Raw genomic sequence first — 20,602 nt, 5'->3', positions numbered from 1 at the left:
TGCCAGCATGGGCGCGTGCAGACGATGCCCGCCCATGCCGCCCACCACGACGACCGCGAGATAGAGACGCTGGAGGAGTTCGACGCGACGGTCACCGCGCGGGGCTCCCTCGCCGGATACCGCGTCCAGGCCGTCGACCTGACGGACCGTACCCGCGAACTCCTCACCACCCCCACCACCGGCGCCGTCTTCCTCGGCTGCCCGATGCGCGAGAACGCCGCCGCGAAGGTCCGCGCCGACGGCGCCCTGGTCTTCCCGCCCGTCCCGGACCTGCCGTTCGACCCGTACCGCGGCCTGGTCTACTCCCCGGACGAGCTGTTCGCGTCCCTCGCGGACGGCGGCTACGAGGCCACCCCCGACGCCCGCGCCTACGCCTGGTTCCAGCGGACGAAGGCGGACCGCGACATCTACGCCTCCACCCTGCGCGCCCTCCACGACGACGCGATCTCCGACGCCCTGGACGAACTCCTCGTCGGCGCCCGCGTCGTCGGTGTCATGGGCGGCCACGCCATGGCGCGCGGCACGGAGGCGTACGCCGGTGCCGCCCACCTCGGCCGCGCACTCGCCCGCGCCGGGCTGACGGTGGCGACCGGCGGCGGCCCCGGCGCGATGGAGGCCGCCAACCTGGGCGCGTACGCCGCCCCGCACGACGACGAGATGCTCCCGGCCGCCCTCGAACTCCTCGCCGCCGCCCCCAAGTTCACCCCGTCCATCACCGACTGGGCGCGGGCCGCGTTCGAGGTGCGCGCCCGCTGGGCGCGGGGCGGCCTCTCGGTCGGCATCCCGACCTGGTTCTACGGCCACGAGCCGCCGAACCCGTTCGCCTCGCACATCGCCAAGTACTTCGCCAACGCCACCCGCGAGGACGGCCTGCTGGCCCGCTGCACCGCGGGCGTGATCTACCTGCCGGGCGCCGCCGGGACCGTACAGGAGATCTTCGACAACGCCACGCCGAACTACTACGCGTCACGCGGCGAGCCCACGCCCATGGTGCTGGTGGACCGCGCGCACTGGACGGAGCGGCTGCCCGCCTGGCCGCTGCTGCGGGCGCTGGCGCGGGAGCGGTCGATGGAGGCGCGCATCGCCCTGGTCGACCGGATCGATGAGGTTCCGGAGGCGTTGAAACGTCTCGGCGGTTAATAACCGGGCAAAGCCAACGCCGCTGTTGCGGTTGCGCATTGACACTGCTTATGGAGCGCTTATAGACCTGAGTGTTCCTGGAGGCGTGGGACGCGCACCGACGTGTCACACCGAGGTGTCGCCCCAACTCCTCCGTAGCCCCCCGCATTTGCAACTTGTGAAGGACAAACGTGTCCATATTCCGCCACAACGCACGTAGCGACACCCGCCGCACGACCGGCCGTTCCGTGCGTGCCCTCGGTGTCGCCGCCACCTCCGCCGCCCTGGTCCTCGGGATCACGGACAGCGCGCTCGCCTGCAACATCAGCGAGTTCTCCGCCGAAGCCCTGTGCGACGGCACCAACGGCGTCATCGCGGTCACCGACAAGGACCCGAGCGGGGTCCCGGCGACCGTCACCGTCTACGAGCAGAACGCGGGCTCCGGCGAGCGCGAGGTCGGCAGCCAGGTGGTCAAGGGCTCCCGCGAAGGTGTCACCATCACCTTCCAGGAGGACTGGAAGCCGGGCGCCACCTACCGCGTGCACGTCAAGGCCGGGAACCAGGTCGACGAGGACATCAAGCCGAACCTCACCACCCCGGAGAAGGGCTGCGCCAAGGACGAGTCCCCGAGCCCGTCCCCCTCGGAGTCCTCCCCGGAGCCGTCGGGGAAGCCCTCGGAGACCCCCTCCGAGAGCTCGCCCGCGCCGGAGTCCCCGTCGGCCCCGGAAGAGGGGACCACCGCCCCCGCGGACACGGGCAGCAACGCGCCCTCCCCCGCGGCCGGTAAGTCCAACCTCGCCGAGACCGGCGCCAACTCCAACACCGGCATGATCGCCGGGATCGCTGGCGCGCTGGTCGTCGCCGGTGGTGGAGCGGTCTTCTTCGGCCTGCGCCGCCGCAACAGCAACCGCTAGCACGGAGCACACGCACCACACACGACGGCCGGGTGGCTCACCGCCACCCGGCCGTCACGTCTGCCAGGACCGACGACGCGTCACCCCAGCACCACGACCTCCCCCACGTCGAACTCCACGCCCACCACGTCCCCCACGCCCGGCGCCCCCCGCAGCGCGCACGCCGCCTCAAGCCGCGGCGCGTCGTCCTCCGGCTGGAGGTGCACGGCGACATGGGTGCCCTGGAAGGTGCGCCCGACGACCGTGCAGCGCAGCCCGGTGTCCGCGGACGCGAGCCGGACCCCGCCCGGCCGGACGAGCAGGGTGCGCGTGCCCTGCGGAGCGCCCTCGGGGACGGGCAGCTTCCCCCATGGCGTGGCCGCGGCCTGCCCGGTGACCGTCGCACCGGTCACGTTGGCGAAGCCGAGGAAGCGGGCGACGAACTCGTCGGCGGGCCGCTGCCACACCTCAAGCGGCGTACCGGTCTGGGCGATCCGCCCGTCCCGCATCACCACCACCCGGTCGGCCAGCGCGAACGCCTCCCCCTGGTCATGGGTGACCGCCAGCACGGTCGTCCCCAACGCGCCGAACAGCTCCCGCAGTTCCACCACCAGCCGCTCCCGCAGCGAGCGGTCGAGCTGCCCGAGCGGCTCGTCCAGCATCAGCAGCCGGGGCCGGGGAGCGAGCGCCCGGGCGAGCGCGACGCGCTGCTGCTCCCCGCCGGACAGCCCGGCGACGGCCCGCCCGGCGGCCCCCGGCAGCCCCACGAGGTCGAGCAACTCCCGCACCCGCTCCCGCTGTCCGGCCCGCCCCACGCCGTGCATCCGCAGCCCGAAAGCGACGTTCCCGCCGACATCCCGCTGCGGGAACAACTGATGGTCCTGGAACATCAGCCCGACCCCGCGCCGGTGCGCGGGCAGCCCCGTCTGGTCGAGCCCGTCGAGCAGCACCCGCCCCTCGTCCAACGGCTGGAGCCCGGCGACGGCCCGCAGCAGCGTCGACTTGCCGCTGCCACTGGGCCCGAGCACACACACGATCTCGTGCTCGGCGACCTCCAGGCCGACACCGTCCAGCACCGCCCGCCCGCCGAAGCGGACGGTCGCGGACTCCACGCTCAGCAGCATCAGAACTCCCCCGTCCGGTCCGGCACCCGCACCCGCTCAAGGACCAGCAGGGCCACCGCGCACACCACCATCAGGATCGTCGAGAGGGCCATCGCCTGCCCGTAGTTGAGATCGCCGGGCCGCCCGAGCAGCCGCGCCACGGCGACCGGCAGCGTCGGGTTGTCGGGACGGGCGATGAAGACGGTCGCCCCGAACTCCCCCAGCGACACCGCGAACGCGAACCCGGCCGCCACCAGCAGCGCCCGCCGCACCAGCGGCAGGTCCACCTCGCGCCAGGCCGCCACGGCGACGCCCCGAGCACCGCCGCCGCCTCCCGCAGCCGTACGTCGACCGCCCGCAGCACCGGCAGCATGGTCCGTACGACGAACGGCACCCCGACCAGCGCCTGGGCCAGCGGCACCAGGATCCAGGTGGCGCGCAGGTCGAGCGGCGGCTCGTCGAGCGCGATCAGGAACCCGAACCCGACCGTCACCGCCGACACCCCGAGCGGCAGCATCAGCAGCGCGTCGAACCCGCGCACCAGCCGCCCCGCGTCCCGCCGCGTCAGCGCCACAGCCGCGAGCCCGCCGACGAGGACGGCGATGGCGGTCGCGGCGAACGCGTACGACAGCGAGTTGCCGACGGCCTCGATGGGCGCGACCAGGAAGACCCCGCCGTCGTCCTCGGTCAGCGCCCGGTAGTAGCCGAGGTCGGGCGCGCCCAGCGACCGCCGCACCAGCACCGCGGGCGGCAGCACCAACAGCACCGCCACCGACACCAGCACCCCGCCGAGCAGCGCCCACTGCCCGGCGCCCCGGGGCCGGCGCGCGGTGCTGGCGGCGTCCACGAGGCGCAGCGCGCTCTCCCGGCGCCGTACGGTCCAGGCGTGCACGGCGAGGACCGCGCCGACCGCCGCGAACTGGACGAGCGTCAGCACGGCGGCGGTGGACAGGTCGAAGATCTCGGAGGTCTGCCGGTAGATCTCCACCTCCAGGGTGGAGAAGGTGGGCCCGCCGAGGATCTGCACCACCCCGAAGGAGGTGAAGGTGAACAGGAACACCATCAGCGCGGCGGCGGCCACCGCGGGCCCCAGCGCGGGCAGCGTCACCGTCCGCCACGCCCGCAGCGGCGAGGCGCCGAGCATCCGCGCCGCCTCCTCCTGCCGTGGGTCGAGCTGCGCCCACAGCCCGCCCACGGTCCGTACGACGACGGCGTAGTTGAAGAAGACGTGCGCGAGCAGGATCGCCCAGACGGTGGTGTCCAGGCGTACGCCCCACAGCTCGTCGAGCGGCCCGCCGCGCCCGACGAGCGCGAGGAACGCCGTGCCGACGACGACGGTCGGCAGCACGAACGGCACGGTGACGACGGCCCGCAGGACCTGCTTGCCGGGGAAGTCCAGGCGGGCGAGGACATAGGCGCCGGGCAGCGCGACCAGCAGCGTCAGCGCGGTGGAGACCGCCGCCTGCCAGGTGGTGAACCACAGCACCTGCCGGATGCCGGAGTCCCCGAGCACGTCCCACAGCCGCCCGAACTCCCAGCCGCCGCCCCCGGCGCGCAGCCCGCGCGAGACGATGGCGACGACCGGGTAGGCGAAGAAGACGCCGAAGAACGCGACGGGCAGGGCCAGCAGTCCCAGCCGCGCCGCGCCGCTGCGCACGCGCGGACTCACTGCCGTCACTTCAGGACGAGCGAGGTCCACGACTTGACCCACGGGTCACGGTTGTCGGCGATCTTCGCCGGGTCCATGGTGTGCGGGTCCTCCGCCTGGGGCCCGTACTCGACGAACTCCTCGGGCACCTGGGCGCCCTCCCGCACCGGGTACACGAACATGTTCAGCGGCATGTCCTCCTGGAACTCCTTCCCCACCAGGAAGTCGATGAGCGCCTTGCCGCCCTCGCTGTTGCGGGCGTTGCTGAGCAGCCCCGCGTACTCGACCTGCCTGAAGCAGGTGTCGGCGGCGACCCCGGTGGGCGCGGTCTCGGGCCGCGGGTCGGCGTAGATCACCTCGGCGGGCGGCGAGGAGGCGTAGGACACGACCAGCGGCCGGTCCCCGCCCGCCTCCTTGCCACCGGCGGACCCGGAGAACTCCTCGTTGTACGCCTGCTCCCAGCCCTCGACCACCTTCACGCCGTTGGCCTTGAGCTTCTCCCAGTAGTCGGCCCAGCCGTCGTCCCCGTACTCGGCCGCGGTGCCGAGCAGGAAGCCGAGCCCCGGCGAGGACGAGGAGGCGTTCTCGGTGACGAGGAGGTCCTTGTAGGCGGGCTTGACCAGGTCGTCGTACGACGTCGGCGGGGCGAGGTCGTGCTTCTCGAAGTACGCCTTGTCGTAGTTGACGCAGATGTCCCCGGTGTCGATCGGGGTGACCCGGTCCGCGCCCTCGGCGGGCCGGTACTCGGCCTTGACCTGGTCGGCGCCCTTCGCCTCGTACGGCTGGAACAGCCCGTTGTCGAGGGCGCGCGACAGCAGCGTGTTGTCGACGCCGAAGAGGACGTCGCCCTGCGGGTTGTCCTTGGTCAGGATCGCCTTGTTGACGGCCTGCCCGGCGTCGCCGTCGGTGAGAACCTTCACCCGGTAGCCGGACTGCTTCTCGAAGGCGGCGAGGACGTCCTTGGACACGGCCCACGAGTTGTGGCTGACGAGCGTGACGGTCTTGCTCCCGGAGCCCGACTCGTCGTCGGACGACGACCCGCACCCGGTGACCGCGACGAGCCCGAGCCCGAGCCCGACGGCCAGGGCCCCTACGTACTTCCTGTTCACTGGATTCCTCCTGGGATGGACCAGGAGAAGACGCGGCCCCGCCCGGGACCTCGGAGGGTTCCCGGGCAGGGCGCAACAGCTTGAGTGGTGACCGATCTCCCTACCCAGAATGACCTGGGCCAGGTTCGGAGGGTCTGCGGCCGTGTGCCGCACTCTCAGCGCTGTGGCGCTCCCCTGTCGGAATATGAAGATGTGTTCCTACGGCGGTCAGATTACCGTTCGGTGGCGGCGAGCTGTCCACACGCCCCGTCGATCTCCTGCCCCCGGGTGTCCCGGATGGTCACCGGCACCCCGTGCGCGGCGATCGCCTCGACGAACGCCTTCTCGTCCTCGGGCCGCGAGGCGGTCCACTTCGACCCCGGAGTCGGGTTCAGCGGAATCAGGTTCACGTGCACGGGCTTGCCCCGCAGCAGCCGTCCGAGCCGGTCCCCACGCCACGCCTGGTCGTTGATGTCCCGGATCAGCGCGTACTCGATGGACAGCCGCCGCCCGGTCTTCGCCGCGTACTCCCACCCGGCGTCCAGCACCTCCCGGACCTTCCACCGCGTGTTCACGGGTACGAGCGTGTCCCGCAGCTCGTCGTCCGGGGCGTGCAGCGAAATGGCCAGCCGACACTTGAACCCCTCGTCGGCGAACCGGTGGATGGCGGGCACCAGCCCGACCGTCGACACGGTGATCCCGCGCTGCGACAGCCCGAGCCCGTCCGGCTCGGGGTCGGTGAGGGCGCGGATGGCGCCGACGACGCGCTTGTAGTTGGCGAGCGGCTCCCCCATCCCCATGAAGACGATGTTCGACAGCCGCGCCGGGCCCCCGGGGATCTCCCCGTCCCGCAGCGCCCGCATCCCGTCCACGATCTGGTGCACGATCTCGGCGGTCGACAGGTTCCGGTCGAGCCCGGCCTGCCCGGTCGCGCAGAACGGGCAGTTCATCCCGCACCCGGCCTGCGAGCTGATGCACATGGTCACCCGGTCCGGGTACCGCATCAGCACCGACTCGACGAGCGTCCCGTCGAACAGCCGCCACAGCGTCTTGCGGGTGGTGTCCGCGTCCGTCGACAGATGCCGTACGACGGTCATCAGCTCCGGGAACAGCGCGTCCCGCAGCTTCTCGCGCGACGCGGCGGGGATGTCCGTCCACTGCTCCGGCGTGTGCGCGTACCGCGCGAAGTAGTGCTGCGAGAGCTGCCGGGCACGGAACGGCTTCTCCCCGACCGCGGCCACCGCCTCCCTCCGCTCGGCGGGCGACAGATCAGCGAGATGCCGCGGCGGCTTCTGGGCTCCGCGCGGCGCGACAAAGGTGAGTTCTCCGGGCTTGGGCATGGTCCATCCAGTGTCGCAGATCCACTGGGGTGGCCCGCCCGGCGTCCGTCAGGCGACCATCCGCTCCACCTGCTCCTTGAGCTGCTGCTCGTTGCGGGGCAGCTCACGGCGGACCTGGGGCCGGACGACGAGGGGGACGAGGGCCTTGCCGATGCCGTGGCCGACGAAGTGCATCTCCATCGTGACCCGGGAGCGGCGACCGCCGTCGAGGGGTTCGATCTCGCCGTGGAAGAAGGCGCGGACGGGGCCGTCGATGGTCTGGACCCGCCAGCTATGGGGCGGCTGGTACTCGGTGACCTCCATGGTCATCGGCATCTCGCGGCTGCCGACGCGCCGGGTGACCCTGACCCGGGAGCCGGTGCCCATCGGGCCCTCGTCCAGGGGCTCCGCGTGCAGGGCGCTGAGCTGCCAGTCGGGCAGGTGGGCGGGGTCGACGGCGTAGGCGTAGACGTCCTCGGGGCTGCGGTCGACATCGATCTGTTCGCGTATGGCGTGCATGTCTGCCCCCTTTGTCCGGGCTCATCTTGCATCGTCTCACCGGGTCAGCGGACCCGCCAACGACGCCGAAGCCCCCGCCCCGGGAGGGGGACGGGGGCTCCGTGATGAGCCGGGGCGGGCACGTCGGGTGCGTCAGGCGCGTCAGGCGCGTCAGGCGCGTCAGGCGCGTCAGGCGCGTCAGGCGATCCTCAGGTGGAGCCGACGAACGCCACCATCAGCAGCCACACGATCGGCGCCGTCGGCAGCAGCGAGTCGAGCCGGTCCATGATGCCGCCGTGGCCCGGCAGGAGCGTGCCCATGTCCTTGATGCCGAGGTCCCGCTTGATCATGGATTCGCCGAGGTCGCCCAGCGTGGCGCTGGCCGCGACCGCGAGGCCGAGCAGCAGCCCCTGCCACCAGGCGCCGTCGTCGACCAGGAACTGCATACACAGCGCGCCCGCCACCATCGCGAAGCTCACCGCGCCGAGCAGGCCCTCGCGGGTCTTGCCGGGACTGATCCGCGGCGCCAGCTTGTGGCTGCCGAACCGCCACCCGACGGCGTACGCCCCGGTGTCGCTGACCACCGTCAGCAGCAGGAACGTCAGCACCCGGTACGGCCCGTCGTCCGCGGCCAGCAGCAGCGCCACGAACGTCGCCAGGAACGGCACGTAGAACGCGGCGAAGACACCCGCCGTGACGTCCTTGAGGTAGCCCTCCGGCGGTTCCGTCATCCGCCAGACGAGGACCGCGAGCGCGGTGAGCGCCATCGCGACCCAGGCACCCTCGGCACCCCGCACGTACCCGGCGACGACCATCGCCGCGCCGCCGACCGCGAGCGGCACCAGCGGCGCCTTGATGCCCTTGCGTTCGTCGAGCCGCTTGGTCAGCTCCCACAGGCCCACGACGACGGCGACCGCGATGACGCCGACGAAGACGGCCTTGACGACGAACAGCGAGGCGATGATCACCACGCCGAGGCCGACGCCGACCCCTATCGCGGCGCCCAGGTCGCGCCCCGCGCTCTTCTTCTGCCGGGAGACCGGCTGCGGGGCGTCGGACATGGGCTCCGGATTCTGCGGCACTGCCCCGGGTGTCGCGTAGGGCTGTGCCGCTGGTGTTTCGTCGCGGAACAAGGGGCCGCCCAGCCGAGCGGCCCCCCGGTCCCGGTCGTCATCCTGGTCTCCGCCTGCTGCGGACACGTCGGGCACGAACGGCATGGGGCGAGTCTGCTGCGCGTCATGCGCATCGTACGTGGGACCCGCCGGGACGGCTCCCGGAACAGGTCCCTGTCCGGACGGCCCCCAGTACCCGGCTGGCGGCGGCGTCCCCCAGGAAGAGTCGTTCATCAGACCTCGAGCAGCTCCGACTCCTTGTGCTTGAGCAGCTCGTCCACCTGGGCGACGTACTTCGCCGTGGTGTCGTCCAGCTCCTTCTCCGCGCGGCGGCCCTCGTCCTCGCCGACCTCGCCGTCCTTGATCAGCTTGTCGATGGCGTCCTTGGCCTTGCGGCGCACGGAGCGGATCGAGATCTTGGCGTCCTCGCCCTTGCCGCGGGCCACCTTGATGTACTCGCGGCGACGCTCCTCGGTCAGCTCGGGGAACACCACCCGGATGATGTTGCCGTCGTTGCTCGGGTTGACGCCCAGGTCGGAGTCGCGGATCGCCTGCTCGATGTTGCGCAGCGCGCTCTTGTCGAACGGGGTCACCACGGCCATGCGCGGCTCGGGCACGGAGAACGAGGCGAGCTGGTTGATCGGCGTCGGCGCGCCGTAGTAGTCGGCCACGATCTTGTTGAACATCGCCGGGTGCGCACGGCCGGTGCGGATCGCGGCGAAGTCCTCCTTGGCGACCACGACGGCCTTCTCCATCTTCTCCTCGGCCTCGAGGAGGGTCTCTTCGATCACCACTTGCTCCTGCGTGTCTTGAGTAGGCCCGGCTGCGTCTCTTGGCTGCGGTCGGCGGCCGGCTGCGTCGCGTCTTCTTCCTGCACGGTTCCCGACCGGCAGGACATTGTCCATCCCCCGGTCAGCGTCCGGGGTGTCCTTCGGTCAGACCCGGCCGTCCTGGTCACCGACCAGCGTGCCGATCTTCTCACCCTTGACGGCGCGGGCGATATTGCCCTCCTTCAGGAGCTCGAAGACGACGATCGGCAGCTTGTTGTCGCGGCACAGGGTGACGGCGGTGGCGTCGGCGACCTTCAGGTCACGGGTGATGACCTCGCCGTAGCCGAGCGCGTCGAACTTCACGGCGTCCGGGTTGGTCTTCGGGTCGGAGTCGTAGACCCCGTCGACCCCGTTCTTGCCCATCAGCAGCGCCTCGGCGTCGATCTCCAGGGCGCGCTGGGCGGCGGTGGTGTCGGTGGAGAAGTACGGCATCCCCATACCGGCGCCGAAGATGACCACGCGGCCCTTCTCCAGGTGGCGCACGGCGCGCAGCGGGATGTACGGCTCGGCGACCTGCCCCATGGTGATGGCGGTCTGCACCCGGCAGTCCACGCCCTCCTTCTCCAGGAAGTCCTGGAGGGCGAGGCAGTTCATCACGGTGCCCAACATGCCCATGTAGTCGGAGCGGGCCCGGTCCATGCCGCGCATCTGGAGCTCCGCGCCGCGGAAGAAGTTGCCGCCGCCGATGACGATCGCGATCTGGGCGCCGTCCCGGACGACGGCGGCGATCTCGCGGGCGATGGCGTGCACCACGTCGGGGTCCACGCCCAGACCCCCGCCGCCCGAGAAGGCTTCTCCGGACAGCTTCAGCAGAAACCGGCGGCGTCCTTTGCCGTCGTCGCTCTTCTCGGCCTTGGTGGTCATGGCAATCCCGCCTCTGTTACGTGTTGCACATACCAAGAAGGCCATTGCCGGTGGGGCGTGGTTCGCATCCCATGCTCGGCAATGGCCTCCTTGTCAGATCTGCTGTCGTCCGCCACGCGCGCGTACGTCTCGGTCATGACGTGCGCGGTGCCAGCGGCCGACTGCGTTCGACCCTAGCGGGTTTCCGCCCGGGGTCGCGCGTCGATCGCGGTACGGACTCAGATGCCGACCTTGATGCGCGTGAAGCGCTTCAGGGTGACACCGGCCTCGTCCAGCACCTTCTGGACCGACTTCTTGTTGTCCAGCGCGTACGGCTGGCCCAGCAGCGTGGCGTCCTTGAAGAAGCCGTTGAGGCGACCCTCGACGATCTTCGGCAGGGCGGCCTCGGGCTTGCCCTCGGCGCGGGTGGTCTCCTCGGCGATGCGGCGCTCGGCCTCGACCACGTCGGCCGGGACGTCGTCCTTGGAGAGGTACTTCGGCGCGAACGCGGCGATGTGCTGCGCGACGCCCTTGGCGACCTCGGCGTTGGGCTTGTCGAACTCGACGAGGACACCGATCTGCGGGGGCAGGTCGGGCATCGTGCGGTGCATGTACGCGGTGACGTAGCCGTCGGCGAACTGCGCGAAGCGGTCCAGGACGATCTTCTCGCCGAGGTTGGCGTTGGCCTCGTCGACGTACGCCTGGACGGTCTTGCCGGGCTCGATCTCGGAGGCGAGCAGGGCCTCCAGGTCGGCCGGGGAGGTCTTCGCGACGTGCTCGGCGATGGTCTTGGCCACGGCCTGGAACTTGTCGCCCTTGGCGACGAAGTCCGTCTCGCACTTCAGCTCGACGAGGACGCCGGAGGAGTTGTCGTCGGCGATGATCGAGACCACGGCGCCGTTCTCGGCGGAGCGGCCCTCGCGCTTGGCGACGCCCTTCTGGCCCTTGATGCGGAGCGCCTCGACGGCCTTCTCGACGTTGCCGTCGGCCTCGTCCAGCGCCTTCTTGCAGTCCATCATGCCGGCGCCGGTCAGCTCGCGGAGCTTCTTGACGTCGGCGGCGGTGTAGTTCGCCATGAGTCTGTGAGTCTTTCTCGAAGTCTGGAAGATCGAAGATCTGCGGGGTACGGCCTCCATTGGGGCAAAGGCCGCTGTCCTGCCACTGACCTACGGGTGAACGGCGGGAGCGGGGTTCACGGCGCCGGGGGCGCTGTGAGCTGCGGTACCGCTCCCGCCGTCAACGGCTGACGCTGACGGTCAGGCCTGCTCGCCCTCGGCGGCCGGGGCCTCGGTGGCGGGGGCTTCCTCGGCGGCCGGAGCCTCGGCGGGCTTCTCGGCCTCCGGGGCGGCCTCGGCGGCGGGGGCCGTCTCCTCGGAGTCGGCCTTCTTCTCGCCCTCGAGCAGGTCGCGCTCCCACTCGGCCAGCGGCTCGCCCGCGGCCTTCTCGCCCTTGCCCTCACCGGCGCCACCGGAGCGGGCGATGAGGCCCTCGGCGACGGCGTCGGCGATCACGCGGGTGAGCAGGGTGACGGAGCGGATCGCGTCGTCGTTGCCCGGGATCTTGTAGTCGACCTCGTCGGGGTCGCAGTTGGTGTCGAGGATCGCGACGACCGGGATGTTCAGCTTCCGGGCCTCACCAACGGCGATGTGCTCCTTCTTGGTGTCCACGATCCAGACGGCGCTGGGCACCTTCTGCATCTCGCGGATACCGCCGAGGGTCTTCTCCAGCTTGGCCTTCTCGCGCGAGAGCACGAGAAGCTCCTTCTTGGTCAGACCGGACGCGGCGACGTCCTCGAAGTCGATCTGCTCGAGCTCCTTCAGGCGCTGCAGACGCTTGTAGACGGTCGAGAAGTTGGTGAGCATACCGCCCAGCCAACGCTGGTTGACGTAGGGCATACCGACGCGGGTGGCCTGCTCCGCGATGGCCTCCTGCGCCTGCTTCTTCGTGCCGACGAACATGACCGTGCCGCCGTGGGCGACGGTCTCCTTGACGAACTCGTAGGCGCGGTCGATGTACGACAGCGACTGGAGCAGGTCGATGATGTAGATGCCGTTGCGCTCGGTGAAGATGAAGCGCTTCATCTTCGGGTTCCAGCGACGGGTCTGGTGACCGAAGTGGACGCCGCTCTCCAGCAGCTCCCGCATCGTGACGACGGCCATGGCCGTTCTCCTCGTGTTTCTCGGTTGTGCCGCGGACACCGGTCGGCGTCCGCGCCTGACGCCCACGTGCGCCGTGCCACAAGGGACCGAGGGGCGCTGACTTCGAAGGACCGACCGCTGTCGGCCTCTCGATGTCGGGGCGTGCGAAGTCGACCCGGTGGCCCGGGTCGCCACCAGAAGTGTACGGGACCGACGGAGCACCGGGTGACGCCGCTGTCCACAACCGGGCGGTACTCCACAGCCCCACGCCCTGCTCAGCGTCACCGCGGGACGCTACGACCATGCACCCACGCCTGCTGCTCGCCCTGTTCCTGCCCCTGCTCGCGACCCTGCCGCTCCTCCCGGCGCCGACACCCCCGGTCGCCACGACGTGGCCCCTGACCCCACGCCCACCGGTCCTCCGCGGCTGGGACCCGCCCCCGACCCCGTACGCCCGCGGCCACCGCGGCGTCGACCTCCGCGCCACCCCGGGCGCCCCGGTGCGCGCGGTGGCCCCGGGCCGCGTCACCTACGCGGGCCGGGTGGCGGGCCGGGGCGTGATCACGGTGGAACTCCACGCCACCGGCAACCCACCGCTCCGCACGACGTACGAGCCGGTGACGCCAACGGTCCACAAGGGCGACGAAGTATCCCCAGGCCAACCCCTGGGCACCCTCACCCCCACCACCCCTCACTGCCCGACCTCATGCCTCCACTGGGGCCTACGCAGAGGCGCCACCTACCTGAACCCCTTGACCCTGCTCCCCCCGCATCTAAGGGGCAGCGGCGCATCAAGGCTCTTACCGCTCTCTTAGCTGCGGGCAGTCGTGCCTTCGCCGTCGCCGCCATAGCCGCGGGCAGTCGTACCGCTGAGGCGGAGCCCACCCAGCAGCGGCTTGGCACTGGGACTGCCGTCCGCCATAGCCGCGGGCAGTCGTACCGCTGAGACGGAGCCCACCCAGCAGCGGCTCGGCACTGGGACTGCCGTCCGCCATAGCCGCGGGCAGTCGTACCGCTGAGACGGAGCCCACCCAGCAGCGGCTTGGCACTGGGACTGCCGTCCGCCATAGCTACGGGCAGTCGTGCCGCTGGGGCGGCACGGGTGGGCGCAGCGGCACCCCGCCGCGCCGGGCGCGCGGCCCACCCCGCAGCACGCGCATCGGCCGCACCACACCAGCGCCGGGCCGCGCAAACGCCCCGCAACAGCCACCCGCAGAAGGGTCAGCGCCCCCCGCCAGCAACCCCCCGCAACGCCATGGACACAGCCACCTCAGTGATCGCCGACGGCACCTCCGCCGCCCCCAGCTCAATCCTCCGCACCGCCGCGTCCACAACCCCCTGAAGCAACATCGCCGCCAGCCGCGGCTCCCCGTGCCCCATCTCCCCCAGCGCCGCGACGATCATCGCCACCAGCGACCCGTGCGCGGCCCGGATCTTCTCCCGCGCCCCGGCGTCCAGCTCACTCGCGGAGATCGCGACGACGGCCCGGTGCCGCCGGTCCCCGACCAACGCCAGTTGCTGCCGCACATACGCCTCGACCTTGCCCTCGGGCGTCGCGGCGCGCGACATCGCCGCCTCCACCTCCGCCGCCCACACGGGGAAGTCGACCTCGCACAGTTCCTCCACGACCGCGGCGCGCGACCGGAAGTACTCATAGACGGACGACCGGGCGAGCCCGGTCCGCTCGGCGAGGGCCGGGAAGGTCAGCGCCTCCGTCCCACCCTCGGACAACAGGGAGCGGGCCGCGTCCAGCAGGGCGGCTCGCTGCATCGACCGGTGCTCGGCCACGGAGGCCGCTCGAATCCTTGGCACGTCAACCACTCTACGGACGCTTCACCCCCAACGGGAACGACTCCCCCGGCTCCCCCTGTCCTCCGCGTCCCCACCCCCTCACCCCGGCCCACGCCCTCAGCGTCCGAAACTCGCCAGCTTCGCCCGCAACTGCAGCACCGACTTGGTGTGGATCTGGCTGACCCGGCTCTCGGTCACCCCGAGCACGTTGCCGATCTCCGCGAGGGTGAGCCCCTCGTAGTAGTAGAGCGTCACCACCGTCTTCTCCCGCTCGGGCAGCGTGTTGATCGCCCGCGCCAGAAACCTCCGCAGCTCCCGGTCCTCGGCCACCTCCACCGGGTTGTCCGCGGCGGTGTCCTCCAGCGTGTCCATCAGGCTCAGCCGGTCCCCGCTCTCCCCGCCGACGTGCAGCAGCTCCTCCAGGGCCACCACGTTGGCGAGCGACAACTGACTGAAGACCGCGTGCAGTTCGTCCACCGCGATCCCCAGCTCCCTGGCCACCTCACCCTCCGAAGGGGTGCGCCGCAGCCGGGCCTCCAGGGTGGCGTACGCCCGCTCCACGTTGCGCGCCTTCTGCCGCACCGACCTGGGGATCCAGTCCAGCGCCCGCAGCTCGTCGATCATCGCGCCCCGGATCCGGGTGATCGCGTACGTCTCGAACTTGATCTCCCGGTCGACGTCGAACTTCTCGATCGCGTCGATCAGCCCGAAAACGCCCGAGGAGACGAAGTCGGCCTGTTCCACATTGGGCGGCAGCCCCACGCTCACCCGTCCCGCCACGTATTTCACCAGCGGCGAGTAGTGCAGGATGAGCTGCTCGCGCAGCCGGTCGTCTCCTGTCGCCTTGTATGACCGCCACAGCTCGTCGAGCGTCGAAGGAGCCTGCGGCCGTACGCTGCCACCGTCGCGGGCGGCTGGGGGGAGCGCCGCCCGGTCGGACCCGGAGGTGTGCTGGGGCATTCGTCGCCTTGTGCCGTTCTGCCGTGAAGGATGGTTCCTGGGTGAGCTGTCGGTGTGGTGCGGAAGTTGCCGGTCTGTGTCTAGATCCCGTGAGCGTAGCGTGACTGCGGTGTCGCAGTGTGCGAAGAACGTGCCTGACCCCGTACGCAGATACGTTCCTCTTGCCGCCCCACCGGGTCCCACCCGTCGCTGTGAGTGACCACCGGTTGCCGTCAACTGCCAGATTTCCCAAGGGTTTCGGCGTTCCCCCGGACGGCCGAACACCGTCGGTCAGCACGCCCCCCTTCCGCCCCGCGCGGAGATCATCGCCTGGCGTGTCAACTTCCAGTCATCGCCATGTCGTTCGACGTATCCAAGTGCCCTCAGTTCGTACAGTCTCGCGATCGTGTCGTCCTCGCTGGTCTGCGCGCCGCACGCGATGTCCGGCACCGCCGCGGACCCGCGCCCCGGCAGCGCGGCCAGGACCCGCCGGGCGGCCGGTTCCAGCAGGTCCCGCGGCAGCACGGGACCGCGCCGGTCGGGGGCCAGCTCGCCCATGTCACCGACCAGTTCCACCACGTCCGCCGCGTCCGTGACCAGCACGGCGTCCTGCCGCAGCAGTTCGTGCACGCCGCCCGACAGCCCGCTGGTCGCCGGTCCCGGTACGCCCATGGTGTGGCGGCCCAGCCGCTGGGCGGCCCGCGCCGTCACCAACGAGCCGCTGCGGTAGGCGGCCTCGACGACCACGGTGCCCCGGGTCAGCGCGGCGATCACCCTGTTGCGCAGCACGAACCGGCTCGGCGTCGGATGGTCCCCGGGCGGCAACTCCCCCACCAGCAGCCCCTGTTCCCCGATCCGCTCGATCAACTGGACGTGCCCGCGCGGATAGGGCCGGTCGAGACCGCAGGCGAGGACGGCGACGGTCGCCCCGCCCGCCCCCAGCGCCCCCCGGTGCGCGGCCCCGTCGACGCCGTAGGCACCACCGGACACCACCACCCAGCCGCGCTCGGCGAGCCCGGCGGCGAGCGTGACCGCCATATGGGCGCCGTACTCGGTGCAGGCCCGCGCGCCCACGACCGCGACCGATCTGAGCGCCCAGGTACGCAGACTGGGCCGCCCCCGCACCCAGAGCCCGACCGGCCGCGCGTCCCCGAGGTCGTCGAGCTGGCCGGGCCACTCCACCTGCCCGGGCCACACGAACCGCACCCCGGCCGCCGCCGCGACCGCGAGGTCCCGCTCCGGCTCGGCCCGCCGGGCCCGCGCCCGCAGCCCGCCCCACCGCTTCGGACTCGCCCCCGGCAGGGCGGCCCCGTCCGCGGCGCGCAACCGCCGCACCACCTCCCCCGCCCCGTACTCGCGCACCCACCGCCCGCCGATCTCGTCCCCCGGCTCGATCACCCGCGTCAGCAGCACCCGGTCGAGCAGCTCACCGTCGCCGCCGTGCTGGCTCATGTCAGCGCCCCGATGGCCATCGGCACCCCGCGCGGCACACCCGTCCGCAGTTGCAGGGCGAGGGCGACGTCCCCGGCGTCGGGCTGGTCATGGCCCACGAGGTCAGCGACGGTCCAGGCGACGCGCAGCACCCGGTCCACCCCCCGGGCGGTCAGCGCCCCCCGCTCCAGGCTCCGCTCGGCCTCGTCCATCGCGCCGCTCACGGCACGCCAGCGGCCGCGCAGCTCACGCCCGGGCACCTCGCTGTTCGTCCGCCACGGAGTGCCCGCGAGACGGACCGCCGCCCGCTCCCGCGCGGCCCGCACCCGGTCGGCGACCGTCGCCGTGGACTCACCCCGGGAACCGAGGTCGGCGAACTCCGCGCGGGTGACCCGGTCGACCTCCACCCGCAGGTCGACCCGGTCAAGGAGCGGCCCCGAGAGCCGGGCCTGGTAGCGGCGGATGGCCGCGGGCGGGCACTCGCAGAAGTCGTCCGTCCGGGAGAACCGGCCGCAGGGGCAGGGATTCGCCGCGAGCACCATCAGGAAGGCCGCCGGGAACCGCACCACCCCGGCGCTGCGCGCGATCACCACGTGCCCCGCCTCCAGCGGCTGCCGCAGCGCGTCGAGGGCGTGACTGCTGAACTCTGGGGTCTCGTCCAGGAACAACACGCCCCGGTGGGACAGCGACACCGCGCCGGGCCGGGCGATGCCCTGACCGCCGCCGACGAGGGCCTGCATGGTGGCCGAGTGGTGCGGGGCGCAGTAGGGGGCGGTGTCGATGAGGGGTTTGCCGGGCGGCAGCAGGCCCGCCACCGAGTGCACGGCGGTCACCTCAAGGGACTCCTGCCGGGTGAGCGGCGGCAGCAGTCCGGGCAGCCGCTCCGCGAGCATCGTCTTGCCCGCGCCCGGCGGACCCTCCAAGAAGAGGTGGTGCCCCCCGGCCGCCGCCACCTCCACGGCGGTCCGCGCCGACAACTGGCCGACGACGTCCGCGAGGTCGTGCCCCTGGTCGTGCTGGGCGGCCCCGACGCTGTGCATCCCGGTGGCGGCGCCGGTGCCGGGCACGCGCAGCCCGGCGAGCAGCGGGTCGGGGCGGCCGGGCTCGTCCGGTTCCTCGTCGGGCACGGGCTCGTCGGCCAGGACGGCGATCAACTGCCGCAGACTGCGCACCCCGAGCACGGACACCCCGGGCACCAGGGCGGCCTCGGCGGCGGCGCACTCCGGCACCACCACCTGCTCGTAGCCCGCGTCCGCCGCGGCGAGCACCGCGGGCAGGATGCCCCGCACCGGCCGCACCCGGCCGTCGAGGCCCAGCTCCCCGATCATCACGATGTCGGCGAGCACCCGCGGATCGATGCGCTCCCCGGCACCGAGCACCGCGCAGGCCACGGCGAGATCGAACCCGCTGCCCGCCTTGGGCACCGACGCCGGGCTCAGCCCGACGGTGAGCTTCTTCTGCGGCCACTCGGCGCCGGAGTTCACCACCGCCGCCCGCACCCGGTCCCGGCTCTCGGTGAGGCTCTTGTCGGGCAGCCCGACCAGGGTGAACGCGGCGACGCCGGGTTCCAGGTCGGCCTGCACCTCGACGACCACGCCCTCGACGCCGACGAGGGCCACGGAGCACGTACGCGCGAAGGCCATCACGCCACCGCCCGGGCGTGCTCGACGACGGGGGCACCGCGCGGCGGCAGCACCACTCCGACCAGGTCGATGCGGACGCCGCCGGGTGGCGCTCCGCCATGGGTCTGGATCCAGCGTTGGGCGAGGTCGCGCAGCCGCTCCGCCTTCTCGGGGGTCACCGCGGCCATCGGGTGCTCGAACCGGCCGCCGCTGCGGGTCTTCACCTCGCAGACGACCAGGACGTCCCCGTCGCGGGCGACGATGTCGATCTCACCAGACCGGCCGCAGCGCCAGTTGCGCTGCAGGACCGTCATCCCGGCCTGGGCCAGCCGCCGTGCGGCCAGCGTTTCGCCGTACCTGCCGAGTGCGCCGCGTGCCAGATGCGTGTTCATGTGGGCACCACCTCCGGCACCCACGATGAAGGCGGCTCAGCACGCTAGTGGATCTTGGTGGACAGCCCGGCGGATGTGGACAAACCCATCACCCACACGAGTCAGACCCAGGGAAACCCATCGAGAGCCCGCCCTCGCGGAGACGGCCCTCACCCGCCCGGCAACTCCAGATCACTCTTGTTCAGCTCCTCGATGTTCACGTCCTTGAACGTCAACACCCGGACCTGCTTCACGAACCGCGCGGGCCGGTACATGTCCCACACCCACGCGTCCGCCATGGAGACCTCGAAGAACACCTCGCCCTGAACCGAGTGCACCTGCATCTCGTAGTCATTGGTGAGATAGAAACGCCGCTCGGTCTCGATCACGTATTTGAACAGACCGACGACATCGCGGTACTCCCGGTAGAGCTTCAGCTCCATCTCGGTCTCGTACTTCTCGAGGTCCTCGGCGCTCATGGCATGTTCCCCTTCAGCCGTGCGATCCCACCATTGTGCGCCAGTCCCGTGCGCCCCTAGACGATTTCCGTGTTAAGGACCTCCGGACCGGCGGGGGGACCTTCGTCGAGCAGTCTGCGCAGCAGCTCGGCGAGTCTGGTCGGGTACACCGTCTCATGCGCCCGGGCCAGTTCCTCACAGGTCCACCACCGCGCTCCCACGACACTGCGCCGCTCCAGCTCGGTCAGCGCCACCGCCTCGGTCGCCGTCTGGGTGGTGCGGGCCAGGTAGTACCACTCGTCCTGGTCCCAGCGCCGCCCGGCGAACGGGAACGAACACGTCCGCCGCCACACCACCGGACCCAGCTCGACCTCGGTGATCCCGGTCTCCTCGGCGAGTTCCCGCAGCGCCGCATCCTCACGGGTCTCGTCGCCCTCCAGACCGCCGCCCGGCGTGAACCACCAGTCGTCGGCCGGATCGTCCGGCTCGTGCCCGTGCAGCAGCAGGATGCGGTCCTCGAGGTCGAGCAGCACCACCCGGGCGACCCTGCGCAGCGGCCGTCCGTCCAGCTCCTCCGCCCCCGCCGTGACCTCAGCCGACACCGGCGGTCCCCGTCCGCGCCCGACGGCGGGCGCCCAGTCGCTTGGCCACCGGCCCGTAGGCGGCGCCGCCCAGCACCAGCGCCGCACCGCCGACGACCAGCGCGCCGATGGTCCGCAGCGGCCCGGGACCCGAGACCGGGCCCAGCGCCTCGAAGCCGTCGGCGGGCTCCAGCACCCCGTCCATGGGCCAGACCACGGCGTCGACCTTCGCGGTGACGGCCGAGCGCGCCACCGTGCCCTGGGCGGCGTCGGCGAGGTGGGCCGTGGAGTCCAGCGAGCCGTGCCGCTCGTCACCGAGCAGGAACAGCCGCCCCTTCGGCACCGTGACCTCGGGGAAGTTCCCGGTCTCGGCGGCCTGCCCCGCGGGCAGGTAGGGCTCGTCGATCTGCTTGCCGTTGACGGTCAGCTTGCCGTCCGTGCAACAGCCGACCGTGTCACCGCCGATCGCGACGACCCGCTTCAGCACGGGCGCGTCGGCCCAGGTGGCGTCCTTGAAGACGACGACGTCCCCACGGCGCACCTCACCGCCGTCGACCCGCTGCGCCAGCACCCGGTCGCCCGCGCCGATGGTCGGCGACATGGACGTGGTGGGCACGGTGTACGGCCGGTAGACCACCGCCCCCCAGACGAAACCGCCGAGGAACAGCGCGAGGCCCAGCGCCACCGCCAGCCCGGACAGCACCTGTCCGGTCCGGCGGCCCGCCGGGCCCGCCTCGCCTGTGCCCCCGCCGCGCGGGGCCGTCCGTGTCGCGCTCTCGCCACCCATGGGTCCGCACCCTACCCGGCGGTACGGTCCC

20 protein-coding genes, 1 pseudogene and 1 riboswitch are annotated in these 20,602 nt (G+C 71.9%); of the genes and pseudogenes, 3 read left to right on the top strand and 18 right to left on the bottom strand.

Translation table 11 applies throughout. The annotated features are described in order from the left end of the window. Positions 1-15: 15 nt before the first annotated feature. The gene (locus ACFQZ6_RS25655; protein ID WP_381613031.1) at positions 16-1,140 is read left to right on the top strand and encodes an LOG family protein; all 1,125 of its coding nucleotides are present in this window, start codon (positions 16-18) and stop codon (positions 1,138-1,140) included. Positions 1,141-1,316: 176 nt separating this feature from the next. Continuing rightward, positions 1,317-2,033 carry an LAETG motif-containing sortase-dependent surface protein gene (locus ACFQZ6_RS25650; RefSeq protein ID WP_381618641.1) on the top strand — a complete coding sequence of 239 codons (717 nt, stop codon included), beginning with the start codon at positions 1,317-1,319 and terminating at the stop codon, positions 2,031-2,033. Between the two features lie 80 nt (positions 2,034-2,113). Here the strand turns inward: ACFQZ6_RS25650 and ACFQZ6_RS25645 are convergent, their stop codons facing one another. The 10 genes and pseudogenes from ACFQZ6_RS25645 to rpsB all read right to left on the bottom strand — a co-directional run bounded on the left by ACFQZ6_RS25645 (position 2,114) and on the right by rpsB (position 12,612). Further along, complete coding sequence (locus ACFQZ6_RS25645; RefSeq protein WP_381613028.1) at positions 2,114-3,136, bottom strand: ABC transporter ATP-binding protein; 1,023 nt, start codon at positions 3,134-3,136, stop codon at positions 2,114-2,116. Further along, positions 3,136-4,814, bottom strand: a pseudogene (locus ACFQZ6_RS25640) (ABC transporter permease). Before ACFQZ6_RS25640 ends, ACFQZ6_RS25645 begins: the two are co-directional and overlap by 1 nt. Beyond that, positions 4,790-5,872 (bottom strand): thiamine ABC transporter substrate-binding protein, encoded by a 1,083-nt coding sequence (locus ACFQZ6_RS25635; RefSeq protein WP_381613025.1) that lies wholly within the window; start codon positions 5,870-5,872, stop codon positions 4,790-4,792. The pseudogene ACFQZ6_RS25640 and the gene ACFQZ6_RS25635 overlap by 25 nt, the downstream one beginning before the upstream one ends. Before the next feature lie 79 nt (positions 5,873-5,951). Beyond that, positions 5,952-6,058: riboswitch (TPP riboswitch) on the bottom strand. A gap of 26 nt (positions 6,059-6,084) precedes the next feature. Continuing rightward, positions 6,085-7,191 carry a 23S rRNA (adenine(2503)-C(2))-methyltransferase RlmN gene (gene rlmN / locus ACFQZ6_RS25630; protein WP_381613023.1) on the bottom strand — a complete coding sequence of 369 codons (1,107 nt, stop codon included), beginning with the start codon at positions 7,189-7,191 and terminating at the stop codon, positions 6,085-6,087. 48 nt (positions 7,192-7,239) lie between these two features. Beyond that, positions 7,240-7,689: an SRPBCC family protein gene (locus ACFQZ6_RS25625; RefSeq protein ID WP_381613020.1), complete on the bottom strand. Its 450-nt coding sequence runs from the start codon at positions 7,687-7,689 to the stop codon at positions 7,240-7,242. Positions 7,690-7,877: 188 nt separating this feature from the next. After that, a complete protein-coding gene (locus tag ACFQZ6_RS25620; protein ID WP_381613018.1) occupies positions 7,878-9,014 on the bottom strand; it encodes a phosphatidate cytidylyltransferase in 1,137 nt (378 codons plus the stop codon). Further along, on the bottom strand, positions 9,014-9,571 hold the full coding sequence (gene frr, locus ACFQZ6_RS25615; protein ID WP_210924549.1) for a ribosome recycling factor: 558 nt from the start codon (positions 9,569-9,571) through the stop codon (positions 9,014-9,016). Before frr ends, ACFQZ6_RS25620 begins: the two co-directional genes overlap by 1 nt. Before the next feature lie 144 nt (positions 9,572-9,715). After that, positions 9,716-10,474, bottom strand: coding sequence for a UMP kinase (gene pyrH / locus ACFQZ6_RS25610; RefSeq protein WP_381613014.1), 759 nt, complete (start codon positions 10,472-10,474; stop codon positions 9,716-9,718). 218 nt (positions 10,475-10,692) lie between these two features. After that, complete coding sequence (tsf, locus tag ACFQZ6_RS25605) at positions 10,693-11,529, bottom strand: translation elongation factor Ts (protein WP_381613011.1); 837 nt, start codon at positions 11,527-11,529, stop codon at positions 10,693-10,695. 180 nt (positions 11,530-11,709) lie between these two features. Continuing rightward, positions 11,710-12,612: a 30S ribosomal protein S2 gene (gene rpsB, locus ACFQZ6_RS25600; protein ID WP_381613008.1), complete on the bottom strand. Its 903-nt coding sequence runs from the start codon at positions 12,610-12,612 to the stop codon at positions 11,710-11,712. Positions 12,613-12,743: 131 nt separating this feature from the next. On the opposite strand from rpsB, the gene ACFQZ6_RS25595 reads away from it, so the two are divergent. Continuing rightward, entirely contained in the window at positions 12,744-13,406 is a 663-nt protein-coding gene (locus ACFQZ6_RS25595) for a murein hydrolase activator EnvC family protein (protein ID WP_381613006.1), read from the top strand. A 406-nt stretch (positions 13,407-13,812) separates the two neighbouring features. Here ACFQZ6_RS25595 and ACFQZ6_RS25590 read toward each other — a convergent pair whose 3' ends face one another. The 8 genes from ACFQZ6_RS25590 to lepB form a co-directional block, all read right to left on the bottom strand. Beyond that, entirely contained in the window at positions 13,813-14,379 is a 567-nt protein-coding gene (locus tag ACFQZ6_RS25590) for a TetR/AcrR family transcriptional regulator (RefSeq protein ID WP_381618638.1), read from the bottom strand. 120 nt (positions 14,380-14,499) lie between these two features. Beyond that, on the bottom strand, positions 14,500-15,342 hold the full coding sequence (whiG, locus tag ACFQZ6_RS25585; RefSeq protein WP_381613003.1) for an RNA polymerase sigma factor WhiG: 843 nt from the start codon (positions 15,340-15,342) through the stop codon (positions 14,500-14,502). Positions 15,343-15,612: 270 nt separating this feature from the next. Next, positions 15,613-16,773 (bottom strand): DNA-processing protein DprA, encoded by a 1,161-nt coding sequence (gene dprA / locus ACFQZ6_RS25580; RefSeq protein ID WP_381613000.1) that lies wholly within the window; start codon positions 16,771-16,773, stop codon positions 15,613-15,615. Continuing rightward, a complete protein-coding gene (locus tag ACFQZ6_RS25575; protein ID WP_381612997.1) occupies positions 16,770-18,395 on the bottom strand; it encodes a YifB family Mg chelatase-like AAA ATPase in 1,626 nt (541 codons plus the stop codon). Before ACFQZ6_RS25575 ends, dprA begins: the two co-directional genes overlap by 4 nt. Further along, positions 18,395-18,766 carry a YraN family protein gene (locus ACFQZ6_RS25570; protein WP_381612994.1) on the bottom strand — a complete coding sequence of 124 codons (372 nt, stop codon included), beginning with the start codon at positions 18,764-18,766 and terminating at the stop codon, positions 18,395-18,397. The genes ACFQZ6_RS25575 and ACFQZ6_RS25570 overlap by 1 nt, the downstream gene beginning before the upstream one ends. 149 nt (positions 18,767-18,915) lie before the next feature. Next, positions 18,916-19,224 (bottom strand): DUF2469 domain-containing protein, encoded by a 309-nt coding sequence (locus ACFQZ6_RS25565; protein WP_003965949.1) that lies wholly within the window; start codon positions 19,222-19,224, stop codon positions 18,916-18,918. Between the two features lie 56 nt (positions 19,225-19,280). Beyond that, on the bottom strand, positions 19,281-19,805 hold the full coding sequence (locus ACFQZ6_RS25560; protein WP_381612992.1) for an NUDIX hydrolase: 525 nt from the start codon (positions 19,803-19,805) through the stop codon (positions 19,281-19,283). Beyond that, positions 19,795-20,571 carry a signal peptidase I gene (gene lepB / locus ACFQZ6_RS25555; protein ID WP_381612989.1) on the bottom strand — a complete coding sequence of 259 codons (777 nt, stop codon included), beginning with the start codon at positions 20,569-20,571 and terminating at the stop codon, positions 19,795-19,797. The genes ACFQZ6_RS25560 and lepB overlap by 11 nt, the downstream gene beginning before the upstream one ends. Positions 20,572-20,602: the final 31 nt, after the last annotated feature.

Origin of the sequence: Streptomyces flavalbus, assembly GCF_042674625.1 — a bacterium.
GTDB lineage: Bacteria > Actinomycetota > Actinomycetes > Streptomycetales > Streptomycetaceae > Streptomyces > Streptomyces flavalbus.
Note: the sequence above shows the minus strand (reverse complement) of the source record. Positions and strands in the feature narration are given on the sequence as shown.